The 21,187-nt window shown below is 54.1% G+C and carries 22 protein-coding genes; 3 read left to right on the plus strand and 19 right to left on the minus strand.

Translation table 11 applies throughout. From position 1 onward, the window contains the following. Positions 1-8: 8 nt before the first annotated feature. Positions 9-2,123, minus strand: a complete 2,115-nt coding sequence (locus tag aalo17_RS08875; protein ID WP_067558419.1) for an efflux RND transporter permease subunit — start codon at positions 2,121-2,123, stop codon at positions 9-11. Between the two features lie 134 nt (positions 2,124-2,257). Here aalo17_RS08875 and aalo17_RS08880 point away from each other — a divergent pair, with 134 nt between their 5' ends. Next, complete coding sequence (locus aalo17_RS08880; RefSeq protein ID WP_067558422.1) at positions 2,258-2,929, plus strand: TetR/AcrR family transcriptional regulator; 672 nt, start codon at positions 2,258-2,260, stop codon at positions 2,927-2,929. 65 nt (positions 2,930-2,994) lie between these two features. Here aalo17_RS08880 and aalo17_RS08885 read toward each other — a convergent pair whose 3' ends face one another. The 16 genes from aalo17_RS08885 to aalo17_RS08955 form a co-directional block, all read right to left on the minus strand. Next, positions 2,995-3,744: a hypothetical protein gene (locus aalo17_RS08885; RefSeq protein WP_067558424.1), complete on the minus strand. Its 750-nt coding sequence runs from the start codon at positions 3,742-3,744 to the stop codon at positions 2,995-2,997. 35 nt (positions 3,745-3,779) lie between these two features. Then, positions 3,780-4,400: a hypothetical protein gene (locus aalo17_RS12645; RefSeq protein ID WP_145907628.1), complete on the minus strand. Its 621-nt coding sequence runs from the start codon at positions 4,398-4,400 to the stop codon at positions 3,780-3,782. A gap of 172 nt (positions 4,401-4,572) precedes the next feature. Next, positions 4,573-6,246, minus strand: a complete 1,674-nt coding sequence (gene tnpC / locus aalo17_RS08890; protein ID WP_075884548.1) for an IS66 family transposase — start codon at positions 6,244-6,246, stop codon at positions 4,573-4,575. Positions 6,247-6,370: 124 nt separating this feature from the next. After that, positions 6,371-6,724, minus strand: coding sequence for an IS66 family insertion sequence element accessory protein TnpB (tnpB, locus tag aalo17_RS08895; protein WP_067553980.1), 354 nt, complete (start codon positions 6,722-6,724; stop codon positions 6,371-6,373). 255 nt (positions 6,725-6,979) lie between these two features. Beyond that, on the minus strand, positions 6,980-8,338 hold the full coding sequence (gene asnS, locus aalo17_RS08900; RefSeq protein ID WP_067558427.1) for an asparagine--tRNA ligase: 1,359 nt from the start codon (positions 8,336-8,338) through the stop codon (positions 6,980-6,982). A gap of 21 nt (positions 8,339-8,359) precedes the next feature. After that, positions 8,360-9,004 carry a redox-sensing transcriptional repressor Rex gene (locus aalo17_RS08905; RefSeq protein WP_067558431.1) on the minus strand — a complete coding sequence of 215 codons (645 nt, stop codon included), beginning with the start codon at positions 9,002-9,004 and terminating at the stop codon, positions 8,360-8,362. Positions 9,005-9,094: 90 nt separating this feature from the next. Next, positions 9,095-9,742 carry a hypothetical protein gene (locus tag aalo17_RS08910; RefSeq protein ID WP_067558433.1) on the minus strand — a complete coding sequence of 216 codons (648 nt, stop codon included), beginning with the start codon at positions 9,740-9,742 and terminating at the stop codon, positions 9,095-9,097. A gap of 3 nt (positions 9,743-9,745) precedes the next feature. Continuing rightward, positions 9,746-10,267 (minus strand): Gx transporter family protein, encoded by a 522-nt coding sequence (locus aalo17_RS08915; RefSeq protein WP_067558436.1) that lies wholly within the window; start codon positions 10,265-10,267, stop codon positions 9,746-9,748. Further along, positions 10,264-10,623: a NusG domain II-containing protein gene (locus aalo17_RS08920; protein ID WP_067558439.1), complete on the minus strand. Its 360-nt coding sequence runs from the start codon at positions 10,621-10,623 to the stop codon at positions 10,264-10,266. The genes aalo17_RS08915 and aalo17_RS08920 overlap by 4 nt, the downstream gene beginning before the upstream one ends. Positions 10,624-10,642: 19 nt before the next feature. Then, the gene (locus aalo17_RS08925; RefSeq protein ID WP_067558442.1) at positions 10,643-11,404 is read right to left on the minus strand and encodes a ZIP family metal transporter; all 762 of its coding nucleotides are present in this window, start codon (positions 11,402-11,404) and stop codon (positions 10,643-10,645) included. Next, positions 11,401-11,964 (minus strand): hypothetical protein, encoded by a 564-nt coding sequence (locus aalo17_RS08930; RefSeq protein ID WP_236940467.1) that lies wholly within the window; start codon positions 11,962-11,964, stop codon positions 11,401-11,403. Before aalo17_RS08930 ends, aalo17_RS08925 begins: the two co-directional genes overlap by 4 nt. Further along, positions 11,951-12,910 carry a DNA-binding protein WhiA gene (whiA, locus tag aalo17_RS08935; RefSeq protein WP_067558443.1) on the minus strand — a complete coding sequence of 320 codons (960 nt, stop codon included), beginning with the start codon at positions 12,908-12,910 and terminating at the stop codon, positions 11,951-11,953. The genes aalo17_RS08930 and whiA overlap by 14 nt, the downstream gene beginning before the upstream one ends. Next, on the minus strand, positions 12,907-13,857 hold the full coding sequence (locus tag aalo17_RS08940) for a gluconeogenesis factor YvcK family protein (protein WP_067558446.1): 951 nt from the start codon (positions 13,855-13,857) through the stop codon (positions 12,907-12,909). Before aalo17_RS08940 ends, whiA begins: the two co-directional genes overlap by 4 nt. Next, the gene (rapZ, locus tag aalo17_RS08945) at positions 13,854-14,717 is read right to left on the minus strand and encodes an RNase adapter RapZ (protein WP_067558449.1); all 864 of its coding nucleotides are present in this window, start codon (positions 14,715-14,717) and stop codon (positions 13,854-13,856) included. The genes aalo17_RS08940 and rapZ overlap by 4 nt, the downstream gene beginning before the upstream one ends. A gap of 262 nt (positions 14,718-14,979) precedes the next feature. Continuing rightward, on the minus strand, positions 14,980-15,654 hold the full coding sequence (locus aalo17_RS08950; RefSeq protein ID WP_067558451.1) for a potassium channel family protein: 675 nt from the start codon (positions 15,652-15,654) through the stop codon (positions 14,980-14,982). A 42-nt stretch (positions 15,655-15,696) separates the two neighbouring features. Beyond that, the gene (locus aalo17_RS08955) at positions 15,697-17,010 is read right to left on the minus strand and encodes a TrkH family potassium uptake protein (protein ID WP_067558454.1); all 1,314 of its coding nucleotides are present in this window, start codon (positions 17,008-17,010) and stop codon (positions 15,697-15,699) included. Between the two features lie 104 nt (positions 17,011-17,114). Between aalo17_RS08955 and aalo17_RS08960 the strand changes: the two genes are divergently transcribed. Both aalo17_RS08960 and aalo17_RS08965 read left to right on the plus strand, forming a co-directional pair. Then, positions 17,115-17,624: an HAD domain-containing protein gene (locus tag aalo17_RS08960; RefSeq protein ID WP_067558457.1), complete on the plus strand. Its 510-nt coding sequence runs from the start codon at positions 17,115-17,117 to the stop codon at positions 17,622-17,624. Between the two features lie 45 nt (positions 17,625-17,669). Then, positions 17,670-19,337, plus strand: coding sequence for a putative glycoside hydrolase (locus aalo17_RS08965; RefSeq protein WP_067558460.1), 1,668 nt, complete (start codon positions 17,670-17,672; stop codon positions 19,335-19,337). Positions 19,338-19,427: 90 nt separating this feature from the next. On the opposite strand, the gene aalo17_RS08970 is transcribed toward aalo17_RS08965, so the two are convergent. Then, a complete protein-coding gene (locus aalo17_RS08970; RefSeq protein ID WP_067558462.1) occupies positions 19,428-20,120 on the minus strand; it encodes a DUF3800 domain-containing protein in 693 nt (230 codons plus the stop codon). A gap of 49 nt (positions 20,121-20,169) precedes the next feature. Continuing rightward, entirely contained in the window at positions 20,170-21,171 is a 1,002-nt protein-coding gene (locus tag aalo17_RS08975) for an IS1595 family transposase (protein WP_067554381.1), read from the minus strand. Positions 21,172-21,187: the final 16 nt, after the last annotated feature.

Genomic DNA, 21,187 nt, shown 5'->3' on the forward strand with positions numbered 1-21,187 from the left:
CCCGCCTGTCAAGCCCTTGCGGCTTCTTTGCCGCTCTTTGAGGAAGCTGCCCGGGCAGATGCCTTCGGCCAGCCTTTGGTCGTCTTTGCGATCAGCCCGCTGCATGCCAGCAGCAGGGCCGGAAGAATGAACAGGATGACCAGCACACTGATCAGTGCGCCGCGTCCCAGCAGCGTGCACAGACTCGCGATCATGTCCATTTTTGCGATCATTGCCACACCGGTGCAGGCCGCGAAGAACGACAGTCCGCTGGTGATGATGGATGTGCTGCTCTTTTCCACACTGATCTGGATCGCCCGGACAGGCGTCTGGCCATTCTGCAGCTCTTCCCGGAACCGGGAGGTGATCAGGATCGCATAGTCAATGCACGCACCCAGCTGGATCGTGCCGATGACGATGCTCGCAATGAACGGCAGTGTGGTGTGCGTGAAGAACGGAATGCCCATGTTTACGCTGATGGCAAACTCAATCGCCAGCACCAGGATGAAGGGCAGGGAGAGAGACTTGAAGGTCACGGCAATGATGGCCAGGATCGCCACGATGGACACGATGTTGACCATCTGGAAATCCACGTTGGTGACCTTGATCAGGTCCTCGTCCAGTGCGCCTTCGCCGCCGATCAGGCCGTTTTTGTCATATTTGTGCAGGATCTCACGCAGGGTGTCCAGCTGTTTGTTTTCCTCATCCGTCGCCCCGCGATATTCACTGTTGACCACCACCAGGCGCCGGCCGCCGTTGTGCAGGATGTCTTCAAGCTGTGCCGGCTCGAAGGTGCTTGGCACACCCGGACCGATGTATTTCTCATACGCCAGGACATTGGACACGCCCTTGACTTCCTCCATCTGCGAGATCATGTCCTGCATGTCCCTGGCAGACACTTTGTCGTCCACGAGCACGAAGTGCGTGGTGTTCATGTTGAATTTTTCCTTCATCTGTGTCGTGCCCTGCACGCTGGCCATGTCTTCGGGCAGCGTGGCGGTCAGGTCATAGTACTGAGCCACATTGGCCTGGGCATAGATTGCCGGGATGAACAGCAGGACGAACACCGCGATGATGGCCTTGTAGTGCTTTGTGACAAAGACAGGTGCTTTCTTGACCGGACGGATCAGCACCGGGTGTTTCCACTTCTCTATCCACTTGTCGAAGAACATGATCAGCGACGGAAGCACCAGAACCGTGCAGATGACACCCAGGACTACGCCCTTGGCCATGACCAGGCCGATGTCCTTTCCCAGCGTCAGGCTCATGAAGCACAGGGCCAGGAACCCGGCAATCGTGGTGATGGAAGACGAGGTGATGGACACGAACGTCGCCTGAATGGCAGACGCCATGGCTTCCTCGTTTGTCACGCCCGGCTTCGCCTTTTCCTCCTGGTACCGGTGGAGAAGGAAGATGGAATAGTCCATCGTCACCGCCAGCTGCAGGATCAGCGCCAGGGCTTTGGTGATGTAGGAAATCTCCCCCAGGAAAATATTGGTTCCCATGTTGTAGATGATCGGGAACGCGATACCCAGCAGGAACACGAAGGGTGCCACCCAGGACTCCAGCCCCAGACACAGGACCACCAGACACAGCGCCACGGCAATGGCCGAGTAAATCGGGGTCTCTGTCGTGACCAGGTCCCTGGTGTCCTCGGTAATGGCAGAGAATCCTGCCAGCCAGCAGTCCATCTGTGAATACTGCTTGATCTGCGCAATGGCGTTCATGGTCCGGTCACTGGCCGTCGGTTCCCTGAAGGTGATGATCAGCATCGTGGAATCGCCGCTGTACAGCATGTCCTGGATGCTTTCTGGGATCGCCTCCCTGGGAACGGACAGATCCAGGACTGAATCACGCCAGATCACCTTGTCCACACCGTCGATGCCTTCGATCTGTGTCTTCAGCTTCGCGACATCCTTTTCCGGCATGCCGTTGACCACCAGCATATCCACGCTGGAAAGATTGAAATCATCCCCCAGGACATCCTGTGCCTTCATGCTTTCGGTGTCCTTTGGCAGATACGACAGCAGGTCGTAGTTGACCCGTGTGTTGAGGTATCCGAATATGCTGGGGATCAGCAGAAGCACCGCGACAAGAAGGATCGCGTTTCTGTGCTTCACGATGAATCGGGATAGTTGTTCCATAACGCCTCCTTGCGTACGTCCACAAGCCTACTCCTGAAATGACCATCGGTCAATTTTCCGCCACTGGACAAAATCCCGGTTCTGTACGGATAAATGACTGGCGGTCAGTCATGCTTTGGGCGTACGCTGTAGGCATGAAATCCAAAGTACAGGAAAACAAGAAACAGAAAATGGACCGGCTGGTTGCCTCAGCCAGCCGGCTGTTTACGGAAACCGGGGTGGAAAAGGTCTCCGTGGAAGAAATTGCCCGGCAGGCAGGCGTGGCCAAGGGCACCTTTTATCTGTATTTCCACGACAAGGAACAGCTGAGGGACCTGATCATTTCCCGTGAAGCCGCCAGGCTCTTTGAAACAGCCGATGAATGCCTGCGGACCTCTCCCCAGGCATCCTTTGTAGATGCCGTGATTTTCATGATCGACAACGTTCTGAGCCAGCTGGAAGCCAGGGCCACCCTGCTGAAGTTCATCCGGCGGTCACTGACCTTCGCTGTTTTCCACGAAAACATCAGCGGTCTCATGCAGGAGGAACAGTTTGCCCTCTATCCCCGGTTTCTCGATCTGGCCCAGAGCTATGGCTGGCAGCTGAAAAACCCGTACAAAACGCTGTTTCTGGTCGTGGAACTGGCATCCGGCACCTGCTATTCCTGTCTGATCGACAGCAAACCCTGTTCCATGGAAGACATGAAGCCGGTCCTGTATTCTTCCATCCGTGCGATTCTGGAAAGTGCAAAAAAGCCTGTCCAGCCTCCGGCAGCGCGAATCTCCGAAGCTGCTTCGCTGGCTGATGCAAATGCAAATATGGCGTAACCGTCCTGTGCAGGAATGGTCACGCCATTGTTCATGATCGGAGGCTGGGCTGACTGCTGTCAGAGTCAGTATTCGGGTAAGGACGGCAGAGCCGGCGGTTGTCCGGGACGAAGGGAGCCGGTCCTGATCTGCCGGGCAATGGCTTTCAGTTCAGTCTGGATTTCAGCGCCGTTTTCAATCAGTCTGACGGCAGTGGTCCAGATGATGCGGTTTTCCGCCTCCAGGCTTACAGAGTCCGGATAACCGCATGCATTGACTGTCACCCTGTACTGACAGGGCACCCCGTCAAGTCCGGTGAAGGAGAGCACCCATTCATTTGAGACAGATCCAGTTTTTTCAGGGGCAGCTTCCAGGCTGGACTCCGGCAGTCCGGGAAACAGCAGCTCTCTGATCATGGATTTCCATTCTCCGGTCTCGGACACGGCTTCTTTACCTTCCGGCAGGATCTGCTGCAGAATCCAGTCTGTCCCGCTCTCCCTTGTCAGCACAAACGTCGTATGCTCCGGGGGACTGAATAGATGAACGGTCCAGGTCTCCGAATCAGGCAGCTGGCTTACCTGAACAGCAGATACTCCGGCTTCATTCCGGAAAATCCGCCAGGTATATCCGTTTCTGATGACCTCGATCCCTGCAGCCTCCCCCAGAGTATCCAGGACCCTGGCAAAGTCTTCATCTTCCCTGCTTTTTCCGGATTCCCGGCAGGCAGTATACCCCGGGAGGGTGGCAGGTGCAGGCTTTACATCGCCGGACCGTGCGCAGCTGCTCAACAGGCAGGAAGCTGCCAGACAGAGACAGGCGCTTCTGAATCCACTCATGTATGATTCACTCCTTTAAAGTCAGACAGAATAACTCAGTAATTCCAGCCAATCCGAGTATGACCGGCCTGATCAAGTTCCAGCGTTAAATACCAACTACCCGGGACAGCTGTATAACCATCCTGGGTCACAGACCCAACAAAAGTCAAACTGGCTATAGCTGCACTACCTGTCGAAGCACTGCCCCTTACAGTCGACAGATTTGAAGAATTCACCGTTACTAAAACACCCGTAATACCAGGATTATATACATTGCGAATCATCGCAGGTGATTTCTGAACAGTTGCCTGAAAAGAAGCAGTAACAAAACCATTAGAATAATGAGGCGTTAAAGTACTGGTTCCATTCGGTATAGCTCCCTGGCTCCAAGGACCATAAACATATGGAGAAGCAATACCTTCCTCTGGGGTTACATCAAGTGTAATCAGTTCATTTCCAACGTTATAGAGAACTATTGTTCCGTCAAGAACTGCATCATCAAGAATCGCTGCTTTTTCACCACATTCGTTTTCATAAACCATTACCCCGGGTGTAATATCTCCAGCATCAATTTCATGGTAATCGTTGTTGTCAGCTGCAGACACAGGACAAAGAGAAGAAAACAAGGATAGATACAAAGCTGTTGAAGCAGTGAAAATTTTCCTGAAAATGTTCATTGTAATTCTGTAATGATGGTCCAGCATCATTGTCCTTTCTTAGTTGGGCACAGCTTACTGTCTTTATACCAAACTGACTGTTATTTCGCAATAAAGTAAGCGACGTTAATTGCCCATATTAAAACAGGACTGATTCCCTGTACCATCATGGTATTGGGGACAGTCCTGTTTTCTATTTCTTATACAGATGTCCTGGAAGTGTCCTGGAGTATGGAAGCAGGTCTTCGAGTACTTCCTCTCTGATCCCTTCGTTCTTCAGCCTTGTCAGCACATATTCGATGTACTTCTCAGGCACCAGCCCATTCATGATTGCCGATTGGCTCAGACTGTACCATACTGCTGTTGCTTCCGCTCCTGCTTCCGTGTCCGCAAACAGGAACCCCTTCCGGCCTATCACGAACGGCTTCACCATCCGCTCCGCCAGGTTATTGTCGATCGGATAGTTCCCATCCTCCAGATAAAGGGCCAGCGAGTCTTTCCTTTTCAGGAAGTAGTTTGCTCCCTTTACTGCTTTCGAACCACTATCAAAACTCCGGGCGATCCGCTCCATTCCTGCGATCACCTGGTCAAAAAGCGGTTTAGACTCTTTCTGCCTCAGTTCGTATACTTCTTCCCGACTCAGTTTCTTCTTTTTCGCTCTGCTCTCCACCTCATAAAGCCTGTTGATGTTCCCAAGTGGCTCCAACAGGATCCCCAGTGCCGGATTCTCCCTGATATGTTTCAGTTTCATTTCTGTATCGTCTGGCAGATTCTTGAATGTCTGGTAGTCTGCACGGATCTTCACCGCATCATACAGATGCCGCCTCGCATGGGCCATACAACTCAGATGGATGGCTGCTGTGTAATTATCGTAGCCTTCGAATCCGTCTGACATCAGGGCCTTTTCGAATCCTTCTCCCAGGAATTCCCATACGAACTTCTGGGCCCTGCTCTTCTTGAACTGATATATGACCATCTGTCTGGCTTCATGCTCTGCGCTGACCCCGACGATCATGTAACAGTTCGTCCGATCCTGATCCCGACTCACTTCCAGGCATTTCAGTACGGTCTCATCCATATGGACCACATCACATTCCCTGAAATCCTGTATCATCCTGTCCACCAGAGCTTCTCCATAGATCTGGGAAGAACGGATCATCCAGCTGGCCATGATACTCCTGCTGAGGTTGAATCCTCTTCGCTGCCAGTCTTGTTCCTGTCTGTAAAGAGGCAGTCCCATGACTGTTTTCTGGGCTATGATGTGGGACACAAGAGAAGGCGAAGACATCGTATTCTCCAGAAGCGGTGCTTCTTTGCGGGCAGCCGGGATCATCACAGGCTTTCCATCCTCATCTTCACAACCTTTGGGGCAGACATAATTATGATCCACTTCCACTTCGACATAGAGGCGCTGCGGAACGTATTTGATGGTCCGGTGTACAGTCGGTTTCAGCTCCTTCATGGCTGTGCCACATACAGGGCACACCGGGTCCTTGCCTGCATCCGGATACACATCGATGATCTTTTCAGGAAGCGCCTTTGCTTTCTCCTTCATGGATCTGCGCTTTTTGGGGGACGCCGGTCTCTCTTTGCTCACAGTTTCCAGGACAGCTGATTCATCCAGGTCTTCGGGAGAAGACGTGGATGCGATCTCTTCCGCCTCGTTGAACAGGGATATGAAAAGCTGCTCGCTTTTGGAAGCGAAGCGGTCCATGGCCGCCTTCCTGTTGATCTGGTCTTTCAGGAACAGGTTGTCGGCCAGGAAGAGAGCGGCATCGACCAGGTCATCATGATCCAGAGATTCGAGGCTTTCTTTCATGGATTTGCGGGTGTAGTTTTCGAAGTCAAAAGAAGATAAGAAGTCCATGGCAAAAGTATAGGATAAAGAGGAAAAGGGGCAAACTGAAATGCCTTAAATAATTATTATGCTCACAGTTCCAGAAATGGTTCATTCGATATGACTGAAAACCGTCAGGGATCAGGAGATCTGTCTAGATATATTGAGGCATCACATGCCTGAAAGCCCGCTTCTGGTTTATGTCCAGTCCTTCCAAAAGCCAGTCCAGCTGCTGTGGGGAGATCTGCAGAAACGGATCCGGGGAACTCATCCGCCATTTGAAGGTTCCTTTGCTCAGCTGCTTGTGAAGGAGCCAGAACCCTGTACCGTCATAATGGAGGAGCTTGAGCTTGTTGTGTCGTTTGTTGGTGAAGACGAACATCGCATTCTGGAATGGATCAGTGTTCAGGATCGACTGGACATATGTACCCAGTCCATCTATGCCTTTGCGAAAGTCCACAGGTTCAGTGACCAGGTATAATCGGGAAATATCATCAAGTCCAGTCATGTAAAATCCCTCCGTGCCGGTATTGTCCCGCTACGGAGGGATTTGTCATAGATGGGTAATTAACGTCGCTTACGCAATAAATAACACATATTTTTCGTTAATATTTTGATAATAACGGTAATTAATATTGGATGACATATGCCTCTGTTACCTGTCAGCTTTCTTTCCAGCACAAAAAGCCGGCAAATGACACCAGTCCTGTCCTGATGCCTTTTGCCGGCAGCGTTTTCTTTATTCAGCTTCAGTCTTATTTCGTCAGTTGATCAAGTTGCGGGGCGTCCGGGGATACGGCTGCACATCCCGGATGTTCTGGACACCGGAAAGATACATCAGCATACGGTCAAATCCCAGGCCGAAGCCGGAGTGTCTGCAGCCGCCAAACCGGCGCAGATCCAGGTACCAGTCCAGGCTGCCCTCGTTCATGCCCAGGTCGTCCATTTTCTTCTTCAGCACATCATAGCGCTCTTCACGCTGACTGCCACCGACCAGTTCCCCCACATAGGGAACCAGCAGGTCGCAGGCGGCCACGGTTTTGCCATCTTCGTTTTCCCGCATATAGAACGCCTTGATTTCCTTGGGATAGTCTGTCAGGAACACAGGTCCCTTTACCACCTGTTCGCAGATGTAGCGCTCGTGCTCGCTCTGCAGGTCCATGCCCCAGAAAATGTCCTGGTTCTCGAACTGGTCTTTCGCCTGTTCCAGGTGTCCGATGGCCTCCGTGTAGGTCATGCGCTTGAAGTCGGACTCCGCCACAGCCTTGACCCGGTTGATGCAGTCTTTGTCAATGGCTTTCTCGAAGAACGCCATTTCCTCCGGCGCGTTCTCCAGGACATAGTTGATGCAGTACTTGATCATGTCCTCCACCACATCCATGTTGTCCGAAAGATCCGCAAAGGCCATCTCCGGCTCAATCATCCAGAACTCACTGGCATGTCTGGTGGTGTTGGAGTTTTCCGCCCGGAACGTGGGACCGAAGGTATACACATTGCGGTACGTCAGCGCGAAAGGCTCTACATGCAGCTGGCCGGAAACCGTCAGCTGTGCATGTTTCGCGAAGAAATCCTGGTCGTACTTGTCATCCGCCCGTGTGGTGACGGTAAAGCATTCTCCGGCACCTTCCGCATCGTTGCCCGTGATGATCGGCGTGTGGACATAGACAAACCCGCGGTCCTGGAAGAACCGGTGGATCGCCATGGACAGCACACTGCGCAGCCGGAACATGGCGTAATAGGTGTTGGCGCGGGGTCTGACGCTGGGAATCGTCCGGAGGTACTCGAAGCTGTGGCGCTTCTTCTGCAGCGGATATTCATGGTCGCTGGCCCCCAGCACCTCGACGCTGTCTGCCTGGATCTCGTAGTCCTGCTTTGCGCCCGGCGTGGCCTTCAGGGTGCCGGTGACTTCAATGGCGCTGCCCAGGGTGATTTTCGACACCGCCTCATAGTCCGCTGTCTGTTCCGGCTTGTACACCACCTGCACATTGGAGAAGGTGCTGCCATCGTTGAGTTCGATGAATCCGGCCTTTTTGGATCCGCGGTTTGTGCGGACCCAGCCCTGCATCGTGACTTTCTGACCATCCAGGTCCTTGTATGTATCCTTGAGTTTTACTGCCAACATAGTCTCTCCTCCTGTTGCCTGTCAGTCCCGCTGTCTCTGGGCGGGTTCATTCATGGAATTGGTGATGAACACCAGTTCCTGAATGCTGGACACCACATCAATGCTCTTGATGACCACCCCACGGGGCACCTTGAAGTGCTGGTGTGTGAAATCGACGATCCCGGTAATGCCGGCCTTGACCAGCCGGTCCACCGTGGCCTGCACGTCATGGGAAATGGTCAGGATCGCGATGCGGCATCCTTTAGGCATCTTCTCTTCCAGATCGTCCATGCTCCAGACATTGACGCCGAACTGGCTGCCCTGTTTTTCCGGATCCACGTCAAAGGCACAGGCAACTTCGCCTACCACGTGATCCCATTTGTTGTAGTTCAGCAGGGCCCGTCCCAGGTTGCCGGCCCCCACCAGGATCAGCTTCTCATCGAAATCCACACCCAGCTGCTGGTTGAAGATGTCGATCAGCCGGTCCACGTCATAGCCGTACCCCTGCTTGCCCAGGTTTCCCAGAAAAGAAAAATCGCGCCGGATGGTGGTCGGCTCGATATCCACAAAACTGGACAGTTCCCGGGACATGATTCGCTTTATGCCGTTTTTCTGAAGCCTGCGCAGCGCTTTCAGGTAGACCGGGTAGCGCTGCAGCGTGGCTTTCGGGACATGATTTGTTCGCATAACATCACCGCGCCCATCATACCATAGAGAACTTGCGAATGTGAAAACAATTTAAAAGCTAACAATGTTTCAAGTCACCGGCCTGGTGTTTCAGGCACTTTCTCCCGCTGTGTGCTTCCGTCCCGGCAGTCCGGCTCTGACAAAATACTGCTCGAAGATCCGCAGGGAGTCGCTGATCCTGGCCGAATGAGAGGCCAGATGATCCTGTGCCAGGGATTCGGAGAGAAACATCTGGAAATACACCGCCAGTGCCCCCCACACCAGGACAGACAGCAGCAGACCCGCTCCAAAGGACATCTGCAGGCCGAACACCAGCAGAGGCAGAAGCAGCAGGAACAGGACCAGGTCTGTGAGCAGCAGCATGCGCTGGAAATGCGCCAGGGTTTCCTTCCACAGTGGCCGCTGCTGCCGGAAGTACTCCATGATCTCCGGCGTGAGCGGTTCTTCCACATCCGTCATGAGAGGATACTGATGCCGTTTCCACTTCTGTGTCCGCAGACTCAGGACGGACTGCATCCGCATGAAGATGTATTTCTGGGCCGAAGGCGGCATATTGTGCTTTTCATAATACTGACCGGTCAGCCGCAGCAATGTCAGGTAGTCCTTCATGGACAGTTCCTCCCCTGCCATGGCTTCCGTCAGCTGTTCCAGACTGGACCGCGTATCCGACAGGATGCTCATTTCATTCCTCGAATCCCGCTCCAGCTGTTTCAGCCGGCCATAATATCTGTCTGCCACGAATCACAGCCTCCTTCCCTGACTGCGTGCGAGTGTATGCTTCATGCGTTTCAGCAGCCGCTCGGTGACCAGGGCAATGAGCAGTCCGCTGACAATGGACAGCGCCAGCAGGACAGGCAGGAACATCTGCATGAAATACTGCTGATAGATCGCCGTCACCGCCAGGACCTGTCCCACGGAATGGGCCGCAGCGCCGGCCACACTCACACCGTAAATGGAAAACAGGCCGGAACGCTTTGCCAGCGTCATGGCCAGCAGCGCCAGGATGGCACCGGATACCGAGAGCATAAAGCCGACCGAAAACAGCGATCCGGTCAGCAGGCCCGCCAGGAAGATCCGGCAGACGGTGACAATCATCATGTCCTTCGGCCCATAGGCGTACAGGGCAAAGAGACCGGCAATGTTGGCCAGCCCGATCTTGTAGCCGGGGACCAGCATCACCACAGGGACAAAGCTTTCCAGGATCTGCAGCAGGATCCCCGCTGCAACCAGGAAGGCCAGGATCACGGCGCGCCGGGTATTCACTGGATCACCGTATCCTCGGCCCCCGGCTCTCCCTGGATCCGGATGACCGTTTCATTGGGCAGACAGACAATGGGCACCGCAGTGCTGTTCACCCATCCCTGTCTTGAACAGTAATGATGCGGGCTGTTTTCCTGTGTCACCCGCACCGATCCGTCCTGCACTTCGATGTTTACCGGACCCAGGCGGCCGTTTACCGCATACGTCCCGTCCTGGTTGAGATCCAGCCGCAGCTTTTCCTCGCTGCCGACGCTGACCACTGCCTGGCTGGCTTTGGGCTGTCCCTGCAGGATCGGAAAAATCAGCAGGGTACTGACGGCCATCAGGCACACAATGAGCACCTTGTCCCATTTCGTCATATGACCCTCCTTTGACATGTCAGAGTGCAGAGTCCAGCACCATCATCGCCGCGAAGCCCAGGGCAAAGGCAACGGTCCCGATATTGGAATGCTTTCCTGCCTGTGACTGCGGAACAAGTTCCTCGACCACCACATACAGCATGGCGCCGGCGGCAAACGCCAGCAGCCAGGGCAGAAAGGGCTGGATCCAGCTGCGGCAGAGGATCGTCAGGCCCGCGCCGACGGGTTCGATGACACCCGAGAGGGCGCCGAACCAGAAGGCTCTGCTTTTGCTCATGCCATCTGCATGCAGGGGGATGGACAGCACTGCGCCTTCCGGAACATTCTGCAGGGCGATGCCCAGGCTGAGCGCCAGGGCAGCGGCTGCACTCATGGCGGTACTTCCATCCAGCACCCCTGCCAGGACCACGCCCACAGCCATGCCCTCGGGCAGGTTGTGCAGCGTGATCGCAAAGAAAAGCTTCGTGGTCCGGCTCCAGGGAGTGGCCAGGCCCTCGGCTTCCTCGGACATCACATGCATATGCGGAACGATTTCGTCCAGCAGCAGCAGAAACCCGATGCCAATAAGAAAGCCGGCGGCGGCCGGAATCCAGCCGGACTGTTCCATGGCCGGAAGGATCAGGGAAAAAATCGAAGCCGCTGTCATGACACCGGCGGCAAATCCAAGCATGGCTTTTTCTGTTTTCTGCGGAATGGCTCCCCGCAGCACGAAGACCAGGGCGCTGCCCAGCACCGTGCCGGCCAGCGGGAGCCCCAGTCCCATCCAGAGTTGACTGTTCATTCAGATACCTTAACTTTTACCGGTTTTTCCACGGCATTGCCGAACCGGTCGGAAATCTTCACCGTCACATCGTGGTCTCCCGGCGTGGCGGTGGTGTCGAAAGGAGCTTCATAGCTGACACCGGAAATATCCGTGGCAGGAAACACCGACACCCAGTCGATGCGCTCTCCCACCGTGGCATCGATTTCCGTGACCTCCGAAATCACCGTCGGCGGTCTTGTGTCCTTGATCTTGATCCGGAAAGGGGTGCTGGTCCCGCCGTTTTCAATGACGAAATCGTATTCCCCAACCAGAAGATAGTCGTATCCCCGGGAAATGAACCGGTTGTCCTTGCGGGCAATGCCGGTGCTTACCGGAGAGACCGTCATGTGTTCCAGCCCCTGCTGCCCGCTCTCGGCATAGAGAGCGGGATTGGCATACACATCCTGGCCAAGCTCAATGGTGAAGGTGTGCTTTCTCAGCGCCACTTCCCCGGAACAGCCTGCCAGGCCCGCCAGAGGCAGCAGGAAAAGAGCCAGCAGGAGCGGAACCGCTATCTGTATGATATTACTTTGTTTCACTGGACCTCCGATCCTGGCTCAGGGAAGCCGCCATTTCCCGGATTTTCGTCATCCGGTGCTTCATCCCGGACTTCGAAATGACTTCTCCGGTCGCTTTGTAGATTTCATCGCAGAGTTCAGTCAGGCTCGCTTCCGGGTACTGTTTGCGGATGTCCATCGCCGCACGGATCTTCGGCGGGATCTGCTCCGGGGCCATGAGCGTCTCAATGCGTTCAATGGCTTCGATCTGGCCATGCGCCGCCTTCAGGCTCTTCATCTCGTTGGCGAGTTCGCAGTTGTTCAGCCGGGACATCTGGTTGTAGAAATCCCGGGAAATCCGCAGGTCTTCAAACTGCAGCAGGGCATTGGAGGCATCGATCAGACGCAGGAAGTCGCCTATTTTGTCCCCGGCCTTGAGGTAGACCACCCACAGTCCCTTGCGTTCGGTGATCCTTGCTGACAGAAAAAACCGCTCCATGAGTTTCTGGATGCTTTCGGCCAGTCCCCGGTGTGTCACGGAGATCTCCAGGTGATAGTTGGAGGTGCGGGGACTGTTGACGGAACCCGAGGCCAGAAAGCAGCCCTGGAGAAAGGCCCGGGCATTTTTCTCCGAGCGGATGAGGTCATAGTTCGGCTTCACATGCAGGCCCCTGTCATTCAGGATCCCCAGATCCTCCAGGATCCGGGACGCCCCCTGTTCGATGACGATGCGGTAAATGTTGTTTTTCTTCAGCCGCATCTTCTTCAGCACCGCCAGTCTGGGCTCCACGGTGTAGAGCCGCTTCACGAGGAGCCAGACATGCTTGGCCACACTCGCATTTTCCACCTGGAAGGACAGGTATGTCCCGTTGCGGTTCATGTGCAGGGCGGCTTTCACCAGCAGCAGGGCGGCCAGCTGGGCTTTTGCCTGGCGCTCATCCAGGTCGGCTCCTGCGATTTCCTGCTTGACGTCGTATGTGAAACTCAACCCAGTTCCTCCAGGATCTCCTGCACCACCTGCCGGACCGCTTCGGGGTCATGCCGGATCCGTTCATTGTCCGCGAGGGTGATCAGGGGTCGCTTCCACACTTCATAGCTCTGGGCTGTTTCGTCGGAATGCACCGGAAAACTGCCCATTCGTGCATAGCGCTCCAGGACATGGCTGCTGACTTCGGTGTCATTGAGCACCACCAGGTCGGCAGGGTTCTTGAAGCTGTGCTTTTCCAGCGCCCGGACATGGTCTTCCATGGTGTAGCCTTCGGTTTCTCCCGGCTGGGTCATGGCGTTGCAGAAGTAGATTTTCGGGCATGGATTTTCGTAAATGGCTTCCGGGATCCCGGGAATGATCAGATTGGGAATGACGCTGGTATACAGACTGCCGATGCCGTAAATGATGAGGTCGGCCTCGCGCAGCGCTTCCAGTGCCTTGTCATAGGGCTGAACATCCTGCTGGTAATAGACGTGTTCGATGGCGTTGTCTCTGGTGGGGATGTTTTTCTCCCCCCGGACCAGGGTGCCGTCCGCCATCAGCGCATAGAGCGTGGCGACATCCAGGGTGCAGGGCAGGATCGTGCCGTTCACACCCATGACCCGGGACAGTGATTCAATGGCGCCCATGAAAGATCCGGTGATGTCCATCATGGCCAGGAAAATCAGGTTTCCCAGGGAGTGTCCGCCCACGTCCTCCTGTCCCTCGAACCGGTAGTTCATGAGCTGCTGGAGGATCCCTGCGTTGTCGTTCTGTGCCATGGCAGTCAGCACATGGCGGATGTCGCCCATGGCCGGGACATTGTAGGCATTGCGGATCCGGCCGGTGCTGCCGCCGTCATCTGCCACGGTGACGATGGCAGTCACCTGGGCATCCTGGATTTTCTTCATGCCCGCGAGCATGCTGGAAAGTCCGGTCCCGCCGCCGAGCACCACGATTTTCTTCATCCGTTTTCCCCGCCTTCCACATCCCGGTGGCTCTTGAAGCAGCGATACTTGTCTTTGTAGCGGTCATACAGCCAGTTGGCGATGGACACGGAACGGTGCTGTCCGCCTGTGCATCCCACGCTGATGATCATGTTGGATTTGTTCTGCTTGTCGTATTGTTCGAGAACGTAATCCAGCATTTCTCCCGTGCGATGAATGTATTCCTGCGTGTCCTGGGATTCCATGACGTAGTCGTAGACCTCTTTGTCATTGCCGGTCTTGTTGCGCAGACTCGGTTCATAGAAGGGGTTCGGGAGAAACCGCACATCAAGCACCATGTCGGCATCCATGGGCATGCCGTGCTTGAATCCGAAGGACTGGAACGTCACTGTGAATTCCGGGCGGTCTGTGGATTTGAAGCGGTGACGCACACGGTTGATCAGAGCCTGGCTGGACAGCTTGGTGGTGTCCAAATGAAAGGTATTGTTCATGTTGGCCAGGATCTGGTTGAAGGACATGCGTTCCATTTCGATGGCGTCTTCCAGGGTCGTGGCCTGTCCCGAGGCGATCATGGGATGCTGCCGGCGGGTGAACCGGTAGCGAAGCAGCAGCTCTTCATCAGAGCAGTCCAGAAAGATGATCTGCAGGTCTTTGGCGATGTTGTCAAAGTAGTTTACAAAGCTTGTATAATCTGCCGCGGAGACAGACAGGGCGATGTTTTTGTACCGGTCCTGTTCCTTTTCCAGGAGCTCCTGAAGCTGGGGAAGCAGTTCGCGCGGGAAGTTGTCAATACAGCAATAGCCCAGGTCTTCCAGGGCATTCATGGCCGAACTTTTACCGGCACCGGACATGCCGGTCACCAGCACGAGGTTTTCGTTCATATAAGCGTACCCCCTTTGGTCTGTATTGTAGCATGAGGCAGCCACTGAAATGCCCGGGTCCCTTTCGGGAACCCGGGCATTTCAGACGCTGCCTGGCGGGTGGAGCAGGTCTTGCAGTTGCGGGTATTCAGTCTTTGGCTGCTGCCGTGTGGCAGGTTTGTATCTTTCTGGTCTGTTCCGACCGATGAAGCTGTCGGCAATTGCCTGACTCAGCGTCTGTCTGGCGGAAATTGCTTCACTATTCCACCATACGGTGGCTGAGTCAGTCATCGGAGTTGCGGTCTTCGAACCGCTCAATGTCCCGTTTGCTGCCAATGATCGACAGCTTGTCCCCGGCCCGGAACCGGTAGTCCGGATCGAAGTTGGTCATGATGTCATTGTCGTGACGGATCGCAATGATGTTGATTCCGTATCTTGCGCGCGAATCGACCTCCGCCACGCTCTTTCCCACCAGAGTCGCCGGCACCTTCAGCGTGTGAATCTGGGTCTCGCCATCCAGTGTGAAGCATTCAATCTGGTCATTGTACATAAGCCGGTCCGCCAGTCTGGTCCCGGAATCCTTCTCCGGCTGCACAGTCATGGCCCCCATCTGCCGCAGGATCTTGGCCTGATCCTCGGAATTGGCCTTGGCAATGACTTTCTTCAACCCCAGATTCGTCAGATACATCGTGGTCAGGATCGACACATCGAACGCCGAGCCGATGCACACGATTCCGCAGTCACAGTTTCGCACACCGATTTCATCCAGACTCTCCTTCGACATATGTTCCACCACATAGGCAAAGGGAGTCAAGTTCCGGGCTTCGCGGACTTTTTCCGCATCCCGGTCGCAGCAGATGATCGTGTATCCATATTCAGAAAGCTTGTCGGCCACAGCCATCCCGAACCGGCCCAGCCCAATGATCGCAAACGCGGCATCCTGTGGTGTTCTTCTCATACTACCGAATTCTCCTGTCTCTTTTCTCATCATTCATGCGGCTCAGCCGATCATGATGCTTTCTTCCGTAAAGTGCGCTTCGCTCTTTCCCTTGAACGCCAGGACCGTCGCGATCGTCAGCGGACCCAGACGGCCAATGAACATGCAGATCATGAGCACGATCTTGCTGGCAGGACACAGACCCGGGGTGATTCCCACGGTGCTGCCGACAGTCGCGAACGCACTCGTGACCTCCACCAGGACCGCGGACAGCGAAAGATCCCCCTCAAAGGCGAGGATCAGAATCGTGCCAATGGTGATCACCGTCAGGCCGTAGAAGAAAACGGTCAGCGCCTGTGTGAATACCACATTGGGGATCTTGCGGTAAAACACCTCATCGCGGTCTCCATTCATTGTACTGGAAACCGCCTTCATGGCCACTGCAAAAAAGGTCGTGGTCTTGATACCGCCACCGGTCCCGCCGGGGTTGGCGCCGATGAACATCAGCACGGTGAAAATGAGCAGGGCGGCTTCGGTGAAATTCGAAAGCGGGTGCGTGTTGAATCCCGCTGTCCGGGCTATGACAGACTGGAAAGATGCTTCCAGCAGTGTCTGGTCTGTGGTCCAGTACAGCAGTGCTGTGCCAAGCACGAGCAGCAGCACGGTCATCACAATGACGATTTTTGTATTCAGGGTATACTTCTTCCACCTGAACTTGCAGTGACCCATGTCCCACATCGCGAAGAACCCGAATCCGCCAATAATGACCAGTGCCATGGTGATGAGATTCAGCGGAACGTTGTGGGCATAGTGGAGCAGGGAGTCATAGCCTCCGAAGATATCGAATCCGGCGTTGTTGAATGCAGACACCGAATGGAACAGAGCATAGCCTGCAGCTTCCAGCGGCGGGTAATCTCTTACGAACACAAAGAAGCACAGGATGGCCCCGGTGACTTCGTAGATCAGCGTGAATCTCAAAAGGATCTTCAGGAAATTGATCAGACCGCCCACGCCGGTGAAGTTCATTGCCGTGGACAGGACCTGTCTGGCTTTCAGGCCGATTTTCCGTCCCATGATCAGGGTGATCATGACAGACAGCGCTGCCACACCCAGACCGCCGATCTGGATCAGCACTCCGAGAACCGTGCGGCCGAAGAGATTGAAGGTGTCGCCCGGCGGAACGGTGGTAAGTCCCGTCACGCAGACCGCGCTGCAGGACACAAACAGCGCATCGAGGAAATGGACATGCTGCCCGGGGTTCCAGGAGACAGGCATTGCCAGTAGAACGCTGCCGATGAGGATGACAGCGAGGAATCCAAGGGAAAGAAGTCGCGGGGGTGTCAGATCACGGATGAACCGTCTGAATCTGTATATCATCTGTGGTCTCACCTGCCTTTCGTTCAGTATTATACTCATCTGCGGCGGAATTGTTCTTGCGATGTCCTTTGTTTTTGCGGATAATCACCAGAGAAGGTGATGAAATGGGACCCATTCTGTATCTGGATATTGATGGTGTACTTGCCAGGCGGCAGCCGCTGCCGCCGTTCGAGCTGGATAAAGCCCTGCCAGCCAGGCTGGCGGAGGACCTGAACTGCGGCGCAATCAGGCGCCTGGATCCGGTGCTGGTCAATGAAGTCGTTCACGGATTCGATGCCCGGGCCTGCCAGCTGATACGTCAGATCTGCGAGGAATGCAGTGCGGGGATCATCATCACGAGTTCCTGGCGCCATGTGTTTTCTCCCCAGGAACTCAAGGCCATTCTCTCCATCGTGGGACTTGGAGACTATGTACTGGGTTCAGTGCCTGGGGGAATCAGCCGGCCGGAGGTCATCCATGCCTCTCTGGAGGAACTGGGAACCGCGGATTTCGCTGTGGTGGATGACATGGACATGCGTCATGACTTCGGTGTCCGGAGTGTCGTTCCAGAGGCGGTTTTTGATGAAGTCTGTGCCCGAAAAGTGCGCAGATTATTCAAAATATACGGTCATTAGGCGCATTCTGCGCCTTTTTTTGTTACGATTGAACCGGTGAACCATATGAAAAAGAAGCGGAGGATCTTTATCCTGGCCCTTCTTTCTCTTTCCGTGATCCTGATTGCAGCCGGGATCCTGGCACGTCAGGTCTATCCCACCATGTATATTGCGCCTGCCGGCAATTCCCTGTCGGTACAGGTCCCTTCAATGGAGAATGGTGAAATCCGCGAAGATACCGTCACACTGGTACGGGGTACAGCTGTAAAGCTGCGCAAGCGCGGAACCGATACATCCATGGTGGAATATGAAGGAAAAACCCTGGAGGTTCCCTCATCCAGTCTGTCTGAAACCTATGCAGGCTGTGTGCAGGTTCCTTCGGTCTTCGTGCGGACACGCACGGAACTTCGGAAAGAAAAGAACGGTCCGCTTTGCCAGGTTGCGGCTGAAAAAGGGGAAGAGCTCAAGGTCGTGTCGGCAAGCGTTCAGGATCTGGATTCGGAAACGGGGATGGTGAACTGGTATGAAGTGGTCCGGGGGGATGAAACCTACTGGATCCCCGGGCAGTACGTGGAACCGGATGAAGAATCGGTTCATGCCTGGGATGAACCCAATGTGGCAGTATCCGACTACTGGAATGCTGCGTATGGAGAAGGCTATTCGACAGATGCCTTTGTGGCACAGGAGGACTGGAAGCCGGCCCAGAAAGTGGATTTTGCGGACAATCCCCGGAAGGATGACGTCCGTGGTCTTCACGTGACGCTGGAACAGCTTGCGGCAAATCCCGACTACTATCTTTCGCTGAAGGACAGAACAGACCTCAATGCCCTGGTGGTGGAGCTCAAGAACGAAGGCGGGCCGGTGGAGTATGAGTCCCCCGCAGCCGCCAAGTGGCTGGACACCGGATATCAGGGACTGTCCCTGGAGCAGCTCAGGGAGCTGGTCAGGCAATTCCAGGATGCGGGATACTACATGATCGGACGAATTTCCGCCTTCAAGGATCCGGTTTTCGCCACAGCGTATCCGGAGGAAGCCATTCAGACCACAGACGGGCAGCTGCTGGAAATTGCACAGAGCACCTGGGCAAGTCCCTATTCCCGGAAGGCCTGGGAATACAACGCCGATCTGTGTGAAGAAGCCGCCGGACTCTTCAATGAAGTGCAGCTGGACTACACCCGGTTCCCGGAAGGGCTTGCGACGATGCAGGGAGAAGTGGAGCTGCACAACACGTATGATGAAAGCAAGGCCTCGGCCATTCAGCACTTCACGCAATATGTCCGGGACCGTGTTCATGAACATGACGCCTATCTCTCTGTGGATGTCTTTGCGCAGGTGCTGACGGCCATGGATGACCAGGACCTGGGGCAGTATGTGCCTGGGCTGTGCATCGCGGCAGACTATGTCTCACCAATGCCCTACCCGGATCACTTTGTGAACGGGTCCCTGGGTGTGGAGAATCCTGCCATGGAGCAGGGAGAAATGCTGAAGCGCTACTCACAGATCGCCCAGTCAGTGTATGCGGATGACGACCAGTACCGGCCATGGCTGCAGGGGTATTCCAATACCGCGCAGGATGTGCAGGACCAGATACGGGCAGTGGAAGAAACCGGATTCAAGTCATGGCTCATCTGGTGCAGCAATGGCGATACAGAGATCGTGGAGCCGCGTGTCAAGGGCATGAAAACCGTGACCGGGAAGCAGCCGGAAGACAAAACGGCTGACAAAACAGAATAAAACCGAAAACCGCAGATGCCGGTTTCCTGCAGAGGAAGCCTCACCTGCGGTTTTGTCGTGGTCTACTTTCGATGGATCAGACTGGACCGTTCATGGCAGATACGTAAGGTGCAGGCTTTGGATAGGAGGAACAGTCCCTCTGCCGACCGTTACTTCGTAATGAATCCGGTTTGCAACGATGTCAGCTGCCCGAATCAGTGCTTGTGATTCAGAATTGCAGAATGAGAGTTGCAGAGACTTCATTTCCGGAAACAGCGGAGGAAAATACCTCTGCCAGTCTGAATTGAATGTCCCATATTTAAACTCCTGAAGGAGTCCTTCAGATAATTCATACTTGCCATCTGTTGCTGTCGAATGTTCGTCAAAGAATACATACATATTTTCTATCTCATGTGGAGTTATCTTGCCCTCTTTGATCATCTTTTCCAGCAAACGTTTCAACCCGATTTTGAATGCATAATCCAAATACCTCTGTTTCGTCTTCTTATGCGTGAAAAGCTCATCATGGCAACGATTCAGTTGTATGATGCACCCAAACTTAATGCAGTGATTCAAAGAACTGAATATTGTTCTCTTTGACTGCCGACTCATGTTCGATCCTTTTAGTTCCTGATTCACATCAATATTTTCTCTTCTACGAATCTTTCTTTCCAGTGAAATGTACTTCCGGTTTTGGCTATCTCGTTCGCTTTTTGACAAAAACAGTACTCCACCAAACGCATACCACGAGTGGTGCTGTTTATCGAATACTCCGGATTCATCGGCATAAACAAACAGATTCATAATTCTCCTTTATTAAAAAAAGCTTGATAGGCTACGAAGCTCAGTAAAGCTAAGCTGCAACCAGTTGTTTCTGGACGTCTTTAAAGTAGTCGATCATACCCTGCCGGGTCTGGTGAGCACCGCTGATTAGAGTTCTTCCCAGTGATGCAAAGATACTCTTTTTCTTCCATTTCCGGCGACTCAGTTTCCACTCGAAGTCTGCTAATTCGTTCTCCAGAAACTGCAGTGCGATCCCATGTGCAGTCCCCTGTACCTTGCTTCTGAAGTTGGAAATGATGTGATCCAGAGAGGACAGATGATCTGTATCCACTTCGAACTTTTGGGCATCCACCAGTTTGCCAGCTATATCCAGAGCCAGGTTGGACGAACTCCGGTCACAATGCACTACACAGTCACTGGGGACTTCTTCTTCCAGAAACTTCTTCAGTTCTGCCTTATTCTCGCTGTGAACGATTCTGAATTTGACAGCATCTGTGGCTTCGAATACTTCCTCATCACCATCCATGTCGTCCCAGACATAGTGTTTGATCACAGCTGCAGCCACATTGACTTTACCTTCTGCTCCCCATCCACGCTTCCCATGCTTCTTTCCGCCATAGGAAAAGACATCCAGTTCGATCGCATCGCAATCAACGGCTATGTGAGTTTCGTTGTCCTGCTTCTGAGCCTGTTTGATCTTGCGAAGCATGAGTTTTGTGGTGTGGTAGCTGACACCTGTCAGATCACTGATGTATTTGGCAGAAGTTCCCGTCTTGGAGATAACATAGGCGAACATCACGAGGATCCAGGAAAACAGAGGAGCCTTGGTGCTTTCCAGCGCTGTCCCGGCGGTGACAGATTCCTGATGACCACAGTGAGCGCACTGATAGACAGTTCTGAGAGAGCCGTTTTTTCGTACAACAGTCGTGTAGTGGGTATGACCGCACTTTGAGCACACAAAACCATCCTTCCACTTCAGATCAAAGAAGAAGCGTTCTGCGTCATGGGGGTCTGAATACTGGGTATGGATATCAGCAAAAGTCAGGTCTTTGAACAGCGATTTCTTGAACATAGGGTGCCTCTCTTCC

Source organism: Faecalibaculum rodentium (assembly GCF_001564455.1).
GTDB classification, from domain to species: Bacteria; Bacillota_I; Bacilli_A; order Erysipelotrichales; family Erysipelotrichaceae; genus Faecalibaculum; species Faecalibaculum rodentium.